Here is a 12,554-nt window from a genome sequence, read left to right as displayed (position 1 = left end):
GCGACAGAATTTAGATAGGTTAGTGATCACTATAGCAAACTGCCAGCCGAGATCAGGGTTTGAGCAGTAAATTACAAAACCCGCGGCAACGGCAGGTCAGCTATCGCGTCGTAGCATTGGCGAATCTGTTGACACGAACGCCAAGGCAATTCTCAAATTGGCTGTTAATTTATTGATTTACATGGGTTATTTTTCTGGGATTGATATGGTGTGATTTTTGCCTAACCACTGGCAGTAGTAACCCTGCTGTAGTGACAACCAATTAAAAAGGAAACAGTAAATAATGGTTAAGCAACTCGTAGCAAGTTTGTGCATTTTGGCACTCGCTTGTTCCGCACTAATACCCTGTATTTCAGCGAAGCAACCCGTGGTGATTGGTCAATAAAAGTTACTCCCTCAGTCAGCGTGCCTGAACCTTCATCGATTCTTCTAGTGCTCTTTGGCTTGAGCACCTTGTGTTTACGCCCTTTCCAACGTTAATAGCACTGCCAATAAAAACGGGATAATTACGTTGAGTAATTATCCCGTTTTAGTTCCAGCATAGTCACAGGAGTTTCACGTGTTTGTTGTAACTACTATTTATTGCTTCCTTTTAAAATTACAAAACCAACGACACTCATCATCGCCAATACCAGCGCGATGATCTGCGCTTGGCTCAGAAATATTCCAAAGAATTCATACTGATAGTTGATACGAATAAACTCCACCAAAAACCGCGCCAAGCTACTTAAGAGTAAATAACAACAAAACAATTGCCCGGTGACGCTGAACTTTTTGCGCAGTGCCCACAGTAGCGCAAAGGTGATGAACGCAACCACCGCTTCATATAGCGGCGTTGGATAAACGCCGGGCACCGGAATACCAACTTGCAATACGTTGTTTGGATATGTTTGCGCCCAGAACCAATCCGGCAACCAATTTGGTTTTATTTCCATTGCTGCTGGTTTACCCCAATCACCATCGCCTGAAAATTGGCAACCCAAACGGCCAATGCCGTAACCTAGCGCTAGGGCCGGTGCCACTGCATCCAGCATGGGCACCACCGCAATAGCTTTGCGTTTTACAAAAATAATTCCCGCGATACAGCCCAGAATCAAACCACCGTAAATTGAAAAGCCGCCGGTTGAAAAAATCACACCAATCGGGTCGGTCAATAATTGCCGAGGCTGTTCGATGGCATCAAATAATTTTGCACCGGCAATACCACTCAACGTAACCACAAAAGCCAGATCAGTTACCAGCGACTTCGGTTGGTGATTATGTAATTGCAGACGTTTGTTTGTGAATGCCAACCGCTCAACTTCAACACGAGTAAAACGAATCGCCACAAAAATCGCAATTGCTACTAACGCCCCGAAGGTGGCAATGGGTAAATGAATGCTAGTCCCGGTGAGTTCATTAACAACATCGGTAAGGTAGGGGTATGCCATAATTCAATCCATTTTTAGAATTCGATTTTTCATCGGATCACAGGCGCACATGATACCTGCGCACCAAGCCCGGCGTCGCTTAAATTTTCAGAAGAACGAAAAACTACTGACCGTGTAATGCGCTGAAATATCTGCTATTGGACATAAGCCCGGATACCAGCTTCACTTGCACAGGTTGTCGTTCCACTCAATATACCTAACCAAAGGAATAACCTATGCCTACAAAAATAATGCGTTTGTTTTTTTCTTTAGCACTCGCAACAGGTTTTATTTACAACACTCAAGCCGCTGAAACGAGTGCAAACGCCTCAAATTTTCTAATGTGGCAATTACCCAATACCGTTAATTTTCCCGTGTATGTGTACAAAAGTGGCGCTCAGACGGATTATATATATGGCCAAACACAACAAGCGTTTCTAGGCAGTTACCCAAGTGGGTCTGATGGAACCTACACGCTTTTTTATCAATCCGCCAATAGCGGACCAAGCGCCAGTTTCAGCAGCGCTTCGAGCTCCAGTCTCGCAAATAATTGGGTGAGTTGTGTGTTGGCGTTAAAAAAAGGGGCTGTCGATAGCAGCGCTACCACTTGCCCCGGAGTTGTTATCAATAATCCGGTGACGGGTTCCAACGTTTACACGGTAGCATTTGGCGCTTCGCCCTGGCCGGGAAACGCAGTGCCGGTATCCCCCATCAACCAAGATTATGGAAATCGTAAAATAACCTTCAAAAATAATAGTGCTTACGCCAACATTCAGATAGGAATGGTGTGTACACAAAGCGTAAACCCCAATAATCCAAATTGCCAAAACACGCAAAACTTGCTGCAAATTTCTAATGGAAACAGCGCAGATTTTTTCGTAGATAGCAAAACACAAGAAGGACAGAATTTTCCCGCGGGATTAAATTCCTACGCGTTTACCGTAACCGCTTATCAAACCACATCCTCTGCGGCATGGGTTAATACCGGCGGCTATCAAGCCGGTGGAACGCCGTACGCCACAAAAATCGAATTAACCAGTGCACCTGTCAGCACCCAACAAGGGGCTCAATATCCGCAAGGGGCAACCAATTTTGATGTCTCGGCTGTTGACGGCTACAACATTAGTGTAAAAGCTTACCCCGCAAAACCGACTTACTGTACTTATACGGTGCCGCCGGAAAATTCCAATATTTTAGGGGCGGGTTTATACAGTAATGGCAGTTCACTGGGTGAGTTAACTATTTCCGAAAACCTTTGTTTGCAAAGTTCGCAACTTCCCCCAACCGCGAGCAACAGTCAGCAAAGCTCATCGACAGGCGCTTGGAATTTGGCAGTGAAAAATTCCAACAACTTCCAGGGTTGTATGAGCCCTTGTACCTATGCCAAGGTCTATGGCAATTCAGCGCAGGACATGTTTTGTTGTGCTGGCAGCTTCAACACACCCGCCACCTGCGACCAGCCCTCAGGCCAACTTGGCGCTAACAATTCAACGTATGTGACTAATTTGAATCCGCCTGTGTCGTCGCGTGTCTATCGTTTTGCGTACGATGACGCAATTGGTGATTTTGCTTGTCCGGCAGAAACCGATTTTATTATTGAATTCCGCTGATACATTTACTTATTGATAGCCAACTCACCGAGCTGGCTATCGATAAATGGCTACCAGTAAAGTGATACCAAGCCAAATCCGCTAACCAATAGCAGCGCACTGCCAATCACCCTATAAAACACGACCGGGTCGGCTTTAATTAAACGCGCGTGGAATTTCAAACCAAAATAGTGCCCCAACGCCGTCGCTGGCAACAACCACAAATGCGCTTGCAGTTGCAAATCCACACCAGCAATTAAAAATGCCACCATTTTGATACTGACCAAAATAAACCAGAGCACAAACAAAGTATCGCGCAATTTTTCACGTGCAACGTGAACCATGTACACGGTCATAATTAGCGGAGCACCAATTAGGGAAGTACCGCTAATATAAGCACCGAGCGATAAAAAAATTCCATCACTGACTGGATGCGAACTTTTAAAGGGCTTATTTAAAATATAAGTGACGGAATAAATCGAAATGATGACAAAAATAATTGCGCTCATGATGTGAGCCGGAATCGTAAGCAAACCTGCCACTCCGATTAACTTCGGAACAATCATGATCTTCATGGATTTTTTAATGTAAGCCCAATCCACTGTCGATGGTTTGACATCGCTTGAATCGCGCTTGCGATTGTTTTGCCACACAGTGAGCGTAGAAAAAACTAACAAATGCACCGCGACAATCGGCAAATACACCAGCGGGCCATTGTCCACCAGCAGCAACAGCGGCAGCGACATCATCGCACCCCCAAAGCCCAGCCCGGTGCGCACAAAACCGCTCCACACAAAAATCAAACACACCAACACCAGTTGGGTGAGGGTTAAATCACTCATCATCACTTGCCCACTAACTCATTGAGACGAGCATCATAGAGGACAATCTTGCTGAAATAAAAAAGGGGCAGAAAACTCCGCCCCTTTTTTCTACAGCGGGTAAATCGCGAAAGGATTAGTTACACACTAAGCCGCCGCCGTATTGACCCTGGCTGCTACAGGTGGTGCTGCCGATACAGTTTTTGTTGTTCTCCCAACCCCAACCGCTGGTTTGGTTGACGCAAGTTGGGTAGAGCGTACCCCACCAGTTGCACTGGCAATTGGAGCCGGTGCTTGGGGTGCTGCTGCGGCTTGAGCTGCTAACTACTACGGGAGTGCTGCTGCGGCTGGAGCTGCTTACCACTACTGGCGTGCTGCTGCGGCTAGAGCTGCTTACCACTACCGGAGTGCTGCTACGGCTGCTGCTGGTTGCCGGGGTGCTGCTAGTGGTTCCGCCAGCTGGCGCGACGGCGCGACCGGTCGCTGGATCAATACGGCCAGGGCACAGACGCTTGTTGCGCAGGGTAGAAGCGATCTGGGCGATAGCGCTGTTGGTGTTGGTGTAGCTGCCGTCATGCATCAGGATTACTTGGCCGTTTTGCAGTTGGTTTACCGCGTTAACGATGGCAGTTGCAGAAGCACCGTTCCAATCCTGTGAATCCACATCCCAGGTGATCACGCGCAGACCCAAAGCTTGAGCTGCTTGTTGGATAGTTGAGTTAACAGTGCCATAAGGTGGACGGAACAGGGCTGGCTTGGGTGCGCCAGCAGTTTGAATCGCCTGATTAGCGCGGTTCAATTCGTCATACACCTGTTGGTAACTCATGCTGCCCATTTGTGGATGGGTATAGCTGTGGTTGTGCACTTCGCCCACACTCAACTGTGCCGCCATGTAGTTGGCATTGGCCACTACGTTGTTGCCCTGATTGAACCAGGTGACTGGCGTCAGGTTATTTTGCTTCAACAGATTGACCAGGTTTGGCGTATTGGAGGTTGGGCCGTCGTCAAAGGTGATACCCACATAACCCGCACAATTGTTGGTGTTGCCACCGGTACTGGCCGCGCTGCTGCTGGTAGTGCCACCGCCAGTACTGCCGCCGGAGCAGTTACCGCTGAAGCAGTCGTAGGTAAAGCCAAAGCCGATCACACCATTGCAGTGCATCAACTCGGAGTTACCGCCACCACCACAGGAACCATTGGCGTAGAGACCAGTGTTGTAGTCCATGTCTTCCGCTTGACGGGTTTCGCCGTTGACGCGGATATAGTCCACGACCACGTCCAGGTTGCCGCTATCGTTATCATACTGAACCTGGATATCGCCCGACGCATTGCCGGTGTAGCTCAGATCCTGGAAGGTCGTGGTCAGGTTCCAGCTGGCCACAGTGGTGCCGCCGATAAGCAAATTGATGTGCTCGCCACCCACTACACCGCGAGCGCGCACTACTACACCGCTGCCGCCGGTAGTGGCGGTTGAGCTGCGTGAGCTGCTGGTCGCCGCTGGAGTAGAGCTGGCTGGAGTGCTGGTACCGCCGCCGCTGGTGCCTTCGCTGACGGTGATGTCAGAGCTGCCGCGGCTTTGATAGCCTTCAGTCGCCATGATTTGGTAGTTGTGAGTACCCAGATTCATGCCCTTGCTGGCCCAAAAAGCCGCGTGGTTAGCAAAGGTAATAGTCCCGGTGATGTTGCCGAAACCTTTCTTCGGGTTACGCACACTGAAGTATTGATAGAAAGTCTGGTTGCCATCGATAGAGGGCTGATTAACGCGTTGGCAGCGGCGCACGTTATAGGTAGCGCCATCGCTTTGGAAGCTGCCCATGTCGGTACCACCGGAGCAGGACGCCGGGTTGTATGAGCCGTAGCTTTCAATCACGTAATATTCGATCAGCGGGCTGCGGGTCCAACCATAAAAAGCCAGATAGGAGTTTTGTGAATTATCCACACCGAAGTTACCTGAGTAGCTGACTACCCGTGAACTATTGCCCGGATTCCAGCCTTTTCCGCCTACCCAGTTGTTGGTGCCGTTAGTCCATTGGGAAGTGTAGCGACCGCCGGAACCCAGGGTCATGGACGCATCGCCGGAATCCTTCCAAAAGCTGTAGTAAAAACCGTTGTTGGTGCCAGTTGAGTTGCTGCTAAGTGTCTGTGCACTGGCGGTGGTCACGCCGAATGCAGCCGTGCAAACCAGCGCGGTCAGAGCGCGTTTGCCGATTGTTGGGAATTTCATTATTAGATCTCCAGGAATTAACCTCTCAACCAATACCGCCTGTAGAGGAGGAGGGTACTTGAGGACTTACCCTGTTCCTTGCGAACAGGCGTTCGATCGAGTACCGACAGCGCTGCTGTTATTGTTAAAAAACGGCACGGTGGCTTCGATGGGCGCCTGTATACTTTTTGAATAACCTTATTGTCAAATAAACCATATTTATGTGGTCACTTTTACCATATGCTTATGGTTGCGTTAACAATATGGGTATAAAAAAATGGCGTTTTTAGCACTCATGGTGTGAGCTACTACCGGAAATGGCGTGCAAAGTTTCACCTTTGAGGAGTGGGCGTTTACAGTTTTTAACGATATTTTTTATCCATAAAGCAGCGCTTTTACAGGAAATGCCGGATTCACTATTGGAGGGCTATTGTTGGCAACTCAGCGGCAATATCTGCGGAATTTACACTCATCCTCGCCTTTTTACTCAATAACTCCAGGTTATTACGCGCATCACTCGCCAACCAACGTACCGATTCATCGCTGCTTTGCAGCAGTTTTTCCAAGGGAGGAAGATGGCGTTCATTTCCGGTTACACGCAAGGCAAGTAGCGCATCCAGCAGCACGCTGGTGTCGGTATCAGCCAGTAACGGGACGATTAAATCCGCGCTCGCCGCATAGCGGGTTTTGGCCAGCTCACCAAGCGCCTTGCGACGTTCGGCCGGATTGGAGTCAGATAGACTGGGTTTCCACTGTGCAACAAAGGTATCGAGCAATTGGTTATTGCCACGCTGGGAGAGGGCCTGGGCAATCACCCGCTTGAGATTGGCATCCGTTTGGGTGTCATAAAGCCAGACAAGCTGGGCATCACCCAAAGCTTCCGGGTTCTCAGCTAGGTCAGCCACCACTTTGCAGGCTATCGCGAGGTCTTGTGCGCTGGTGTGTTCAGCGGTGAAATCACGCAGTTTTTCAGCTAAATTGCGGCTATCACCGACGAATTTGGTGCTTAAATCCTTAATTTGACGATCAACCGGTGAGCTTGCCGCGCCCGGCCCAGCCATTCGAATGGCATTGGCACGCGCCTGTTCCTGCTGTGCGAGTTTCGCTTCCAGCTCGATGATGTTGGTCGCTAAGGCTCGATTTTGCTGATAAGAAACTATGAGTAAGCCGCCCAAGGCAAAAATGATGATTGCGCTGACAAATGCGGTTAACAGCAGATACTTTTTGGCGATACTCATGATAAATGCCTAGCTCGTTATTATTGTAAAAAGGGGCAGTCAAGCTGCCCCTTATGCTTGTGACGCTTAGTACGCCTTACAGATTGCCATATCCTATGGCGCCATTACAGTGAAGCCATTCACTCATCCCGTTACCGCCACCGCAAGCGCCGTTTTGGTATACGCCAGTGTTATAGCTTTGAGCTTCCGATTGGCGAACACTGCCGTTCACACTAATGTAATCCACTTGCACATCGCGGCTGCCGGAGTCATTGAAATACTCGACCAGGGAACCACCAGACAGGCTGGTAGTAGCCGTGTAGTTATTCATGCTGGTAGACAAGGTCCAGGTTTGCACCACGGTGTTGTTAACCTTCAGGCGAATCTGTTCTTGACCCGTAGTTCCACGCGCGCGCACCACAATCGTTTTGCTGCCACCGGTAGAAGGCGTTGAACTTGAACTACCACCACCGCTAGAGCCACCAGTGCCCAGAGTAATATCAGACGAACCCGTACTTTGGTAACCCTCGGTTGCCATTACCTGATAGTTGTGGCTACCCAGATTCAAGCCTTTGCTGGCCCAAAAGTTCACGTGGTTAGCAAAGGTGATGGTACCGGAAATGTTGCCGAAACCCTTTTTGGGATTACGCACGCTGAAGTATTGATAGAAGGTTTGGTTGCCGTCAATCGAAGGTTGATTCACACGCTGGCAGCGACGGACGTTGTAAGTCGCTCCATCGCTGGTGAAACTGCCTAAATCTGTACCACCAGAACAGTTCGCCGGATTGTACGAACCATAGCTCTCAATAACGTAGTACTCGACCAGGGGACTGCGGGTCCAGCCATAGAAAGCGAGGTAGGAGTTCTGGCTGTTGCTCACACCAAAATTACCGGAATAATTCACTACGCGTGAGCTGCTGCCGGGGTTCCAGCCTTTACCGCCCACCCAGTTATTGGTGCTGGTATTCCAGGACGAGGTGTAGCGGCCGCCAGCACCCAAGGTCATAGAGGCGCTGCCTGAATCTTTCCAGAAACTGTAGTAGTAGCCATTGTTGGTTCCGGTCGAGTTGCTGGTAAGGGTTTGAGCGCCAGCCGAGGAAGCACAAACAGCCAGAGCGAGTGAAAGAGGGCAGAGCAGGTACTTTTTGTTGATGAATGATTTCATTATTAGACTCCAGGAAATTGCTCCCAACCAATACCGCCTATAGAGGGGGAGGTGTTGAGATAAATCCTGCTCCTTGCGAGCAGGCGTTCATCGCGAGCCAACAGCGTTGCTGTTATTGTTAAAACGGCATGACATTCGCGATAGGCGCCTGTTTAATCGTTATATTATCTTATTGTCAAATAAACCATATATTAGGTGACACCCACCAGAAAGACTTATAGTCAATTTCACAATATATCGTTATCAAGATCACATTTTTTACCGCGATAATGACTAAGGCGAGCCATTTCAGCAGCTTTAACCGGGCGCAAAACAATGAAAAATGCGCCGAGTTTTCATAAATAAACGCTAGTTTTTACCCATTTTTTCTGTTGCGCTTACTGCACACCCAAAAACGGTAATTCCGCACCAATATCACTCGTGGCGATCCGAGTGCGCGCCTTTTCGCTCAGGTTTTGTAAGTTTGCGATCACATCCTGTGCCAGCCAGCTAACGGCAGGGTCAGGGTGATTGGCCAAGGCTTCCACAAGATGAATATGACGTTGGTTGCCTGTCGCTCGCAGCGCCAGCAATGCATCCAGTTTTACCCCGGTATCCTTATCTTCCAACAACGGAGCAATCAGATCGGCCGCCCCGGCGTAACGGGTTTTGGCCAGATCGACCAGCGTCCGCTGGCGCTGCGCCGGGTCATCACTGCGCAGCCCTGGCTGGGCATCATTGATTTGCTTATCCAGCAAGCTGTTGTCACCGCGTAGAGACAATGTTTGAGCCGCAACGCGTTTCAGTTCTGGATCAGTCTGGCCGTAATAGACGGCCTCCAATTCCTGGTTGGGCAAACTTTCACGGTTGTCCGCCATATCAAAAATGCCTTTGCTGGCGATGGCGATATTTGCCTTGCTCGCATCGGCCGCCAGCAAGTCCTGCACTTTCTGCGAAAAGGGGCGCGGGTCTCGGTCGGAATTGGTGCTTAAATCCCGCACTTTTTGCTCGGCAGTCTGCTCAGACGTGGCGGCCTGTATCGCCGCTTCGTCAAGGCTGATAGGACCATTATTTGGCGTCGTTGGTGCCTGCTCAAGGCTTTCAAGCACACCCGGCAGCTGCTGCTCAAAGCGAGCAAAAGCGCGCGCGCGATTTAAGGCTTCATCTTTTTGCGCCAGTGACGACTCCAGCGCCAGAATCCGGTTTTCCAGCGTTGTAACTTGTTGGCGCAGCTGCGCCTGCTGGTGCCCATTATCATCCAACAGTGCGACGGCCGTGTAAGTAATCAAAGCCCCGGCCAACGCCGGAATAGAAAAATTTCGGATAGTGTTCATCTTGGTAGTTCTCGTTATTGTTATTGAGATATCGATGAAGACGGATAATAAAAAAGCAGACACACAAGTGTCTGCTCCTGGTAACAACTGACAGACCCAGAATTACAGGTTGCCGTAGCCAATTGCACCGTTGCAATGCAGCCACTCACTCATGCCATTACCACCGCCACAAGCACCGTTTTGGTATACACCGGTATTGTAGCTTTGCGCTTCCGACTGACGAACGGTACCGTTCACACTAATGTAATCCACTTGCACATCGCGGCCGGTTGCATCGTTTGCGTACTCCACGGTAGCACCACCTGCAAGGCTGGTAGACGCCGTGTAATTGGTCATAGTGGTAGTCAAGGTCCAGGATTGCACAGCAGTACCGTTCACTTTCAGGGTCACCACCTCACCACCGGCTACACCTTTCGCGCGCACCACAACTGATTTACTACCTGAACCTGCAGAGCTCGAGCTGCCGCCGCCAGAGCCGGTCCCGGCCGCCACAGTAATGTCGGAACTACCGGTACTTTGGTAGCCCTCGGTCGCCATCACTTGATAATCGTGAGTTCCCAGATTCAAACCCTTGCTCGCCCAAAAGCTGGCGTGATTGGCAAAAGTAATAGTGCCGGAGATATTGCCAAAACCTTTCTTGGGATTACGCACACTGAAGTATTGATAGAAGGTCTGGGTGCCATCGATAGAAGGCTGCTGGGTGCGCAGACAACGACGCACATTGTATGTAGCGCCATCGCTGGTGAAACTACCGTAGTCAGTACCGCCCGAGCAAGACGCCGGATTGTAGGAGCCGTAGCTTTCAATAATGTAATACTCGATCAGCGGGTTGCGGGTCCAGCCATAGAAGGCAAGGTAAGAGTTTTGACTGTTGCTGGCGCCATAGTTACCGGAATAGTTCAGTACCCGTGAACTGGAACCCGGGTTCCAGCCTTTGCCACCCACCCAATTGTTGGTGTTGCTGGTCCATTGTGAGGTGTAACGTCCAGCGGCGCCCAAGGTCATGGATGCACTGCCGGAATCTTTCCAAAAGCTGTAGTAAAAGCCGTTATTAGTACCAGTGGAATTACTGGTGAGAGTTTGCGCGCTTGCTCCCGATACACCCACTGCCAATGCACAAACCAATGAAGCTACAACGTTATTTTTATTAAAGGTGACTCTCATTATTAGACTCCAGGGTATAGCCACTCAACCAATACCGCCTAGACCCGACTGCATTTGCCTAGAGAGGAGGTGGACTGTTGAAGGTTGATTCCGCCCATTGCGGGCAGGTTTATACCGAAGGCCAAAAAGGGGTTGCTGTTATAGTTAAATCATTTCGGCGCCATCGATAGATACTTGTATACCGCTAGACTTATATATTGTCAAAGAAACCATAAGCTTATTGTCATTTAAACTATTTAATTGAAAATCTATAACGTTTTACTTGCTGGAAGTGGGGATTTGGGTAACAGCGGAAGGGTGACAGCCACCCCGAAAAATGTGCGTTGGGCCACACTGGGTAGTTACCAATGTCAAACCGCTAGGATCGCCCTAAAACCCGGTTAATACCTACTTCAACATATCCGGATCATTCAGCAGCGGATCGTGCATTTCCGGAATCAACTTGCCTTCTTGTCCTGGGCATTCACTTTTGGAGGGATAACCTTTTTGCCAGGTTAGGTTTTTGGCTTCTAACCAACCTTTGATAACACTTTGCTCGGTGGGTTGTTTTTGTATTCGCCATTGATCAGTTTGTGGTGAATGTAGGTGTCGCTGAGCTTGGCGAAGCCAGCGATAGGATCTTTAAGTAAATTGGATTTGTACACCTTGCGCCAGACAAGAATATACAAGGTGATATTGGTAACCAGCACGCCCGCGCATTTTGAACTGAGCAGCGCTTGATTGATGCTTAATTTGCGATGCAGTTGATCGCTCATCACACTCGAATATTTATGGATGTTGCTGGAATCTATTACAGAGGGTAGAGGTTCCGCTATAGACGGCGCAATTGCTGGAGGGAAAGTTAGTAAAATCGGCGAGGGCGAAATTGCTCGCCAGTGAAAGACCAAACAATGCAATAGTTTTTTAATGGATGGAAAACTTTGGTAATGGATTATGAGTCACAAAAAATAGAATAAATCGCTGTGCTGATTTGCTGGGATTTGAAATTTATTAGGGGGCTCTCGCCCCCTGATTTCAAACAGGTTTGCGTACTGCGCGTACCTTGCCGCTGGAGCCGCCGCCGCAGAAAAAGCGGTTGGCACCATCGGATTCCAGACCGGATATGAACGTGCCCTGCGGCATCGTCAGGGTTTGTAGAACTTCTCCGTTTGCAGGATCAACTTGTCGTAAATCGGATTGGTCATCCTGCCATGTGGCGTGCCACAGTTCACCATCCACCCAGGTTACGCCCGTTACGAAGCGGTTTGATTCTATTGTGGAAAGTATTTCACCTGTCTCCGGATTAACCTTATGGATTTTTCGGGCTCTATGTTGGCCAACCCAAAGTGCACCTTCGGCCCACGCCATACCGGCAGCACCACCTGGCGGCGTTGGAATCGCGGATAAGACCGCGCCAGTATTCGGGTCGATTTTGTGAATCTTATCGTCAACGATTTGATAAAGAAATTTTCCATCGAATGCCGTACCTGCATGCGCTGGAATATCAAGTGATCTATCTATTGATCCACTTTCCGGATTCAGCATGTTGAGTTTGTTGCCCGACGCGAACCAAACTTTTTCTCCGTCAAAACTCACGCCGTGTACAGCGTCTATTCCTGGAAAGGGGCCATATTCGCACACTATTTCTGCCGTCGATTTTTTCATCGCAAAAAGTCTCCTCAATCAATGTGTTC

The 12,554-nt window shown here is 49.4% G+C and carries 11 protein-coding genes; 2 read left to right on the top strand and 9 right to left on the bottom strand.

Going from position 1 to position 12,554, the window contains the following annotated elements; all coding sequences use genetic code 11:
• Positions 1-309: 309 nt before the first annotated feature.
• Entirely contained in the window at positions 310-480 is a 171-nt protein-coding gene (locus D0C16_RS24800) for a PEP-CTERM sorting domain-containing protein (RefSeq protein WP_151033458.1), read from the top strand.
• Positions 481-575: 95 nt separating this feature from the next.
• Here D0C16_RS24800 and D0C16_RS17005 read toward each other — a convergent pair whose 3' ends face one another.
• Entirely contained in the window at positions 576-1,430 is an 855-nt protein-coding gene (locus D0C16_RS17005; RefSeq protein ID WP_151033457.1) for a prolipoprotein diacylglyceryl transferase, read from the bottom strand.
• Between the two features lie 215 nt (positions 1,431-1,645).
• Here D0C16_RS17005 and D0C16_RS17000 point away from each other — a divergent pair, with 215 nt between their 5' ends.
• On the top strand, positions 1,646-3,019 hold the full coding sequence (locus tag D0C16_RS17000) for a thaumatin family protein (protein WP_151033456.1): 1,374 nt from the start codon (positions 1,646-1,648) through the stop codon (positions 3,017-3,019).
• 50 nt (positions 3,020-3,069) lie between these two features.
• On the opposite strand, the gene D0C16_RS16995 is transcribed toward D0C16_RS17000, so the two are convergent.
• From D0C16_RS16995 to D0C16_RS16960, 8 genes are all read right to left on the bottom strand, one after another.
• On the bottom strand, positions 3,070-3,843 hold the full coding sequence (locus tag D0C16_RS16995; protein WP_370458189.1) for a TSUP family transporter: 774 nt from the start codon (positions 3,841-3,843) through the stop codon (positions 3,070-3,072).
• A 112-nt stretch (positions 3,844-3,955) separates the two neighbouring features.
• On the bottom strand, positions 3,956-6,043 hold the full coding sequence (locus tag D0C16_RS16990; protein ID WP_151033455.1) for a glycoside hydrolase family 11 protein: 2,088 nt from the start codon (positions 6,041-6,043) through the stop codon (positions 3,956-3,958).
• A 395-nt stretch (positions 6,044-6,438) separates the two neighbouring features.
• A complete protein-coding gene (locus D0C16_RS16985) occupies positions 6,439-7,260 on the bottom strand; it encodes a HEAT repeat domain-containing protein (protein ID WP_151033454.1) in 822 nt (273 codons plus the stop codon).
• Positions 7,261-7,336: 76 nt separating this feature from the next.
• Positions 7,337-8,404, bottom strand: coding sequence for a glycoside hydrolase family 11 protein (locus D0C16_RS16980; protein WP_151033453.1), 1,068 nt, complete (start codon positions 8,402-8,404; stop codon positions 7,337-7,339).
• Between the two features lie 377 nt (positions 8,405-8,781).
• Positions 8,782-9,717 carry a HEAT repeat domain-containing protein gene (locus D0C16_RS16975; protein WP_151033452.1) on the bottom strand — a complete coding sequence of 312 codons (936 nt, stop codon included), beginning with the start codon at positions 9,715-9,717 and terminating at the stop codon, positions 8,782-8,784.
• A gap of 102 nt (positions 9,718-9,819) precedes the next feature.
• Positions 9,820-10,881, bottom strand: coding sequence for a glycoside hydrolase family 11 protein (locus D0C16_RS16970; RefSeq protein WP_151033451.1), 1,062 nt, complete (start codon positions 10,879-10,881; stop codon positions 9,820-9,822).
• Between the two features lie 509 nt (positions 10,882-11,390).
• On the bottom strand, positions 11,391-11,636 hold the full coding sequence (locus D0C16_RS24500; RefSeq protein ID WP_225318730.1) for a hypothetical protein: 246 nt from the start codon (positions 11,634-11,636) through the stop codon (positions 11,391-11,393).
• A gap of 259 nt (positions 11,637-11,895) precedes the next feature.
• Complete coding sequence (locus D0C16_RS16960) at positions 11,896-12,525, bottom strand: glutaminyl-peptide cyclotransferase (protein WP_151033450.1); 630 nt, start codon at positions 12,523-12,525, stop codon at positions 11,896-11,898.
• Positions 12,526-12,554: the final 29 nt, after the last annotated feature.

The sequence above is a fragment of the Cellvibrio sp. KY-GH-1 genome, assembly GCF_008806975.1.
GTDB lineage: Bacteria > Pseudomonadota > Gammaproteobacteria > Pseudomonadales > Cellvibrionaceae > Cellvibrio.
Note: the sequence above shows the minus strand (reverse complement) of the source record. Positions and strands in the feature narration are given on the sequence as shown.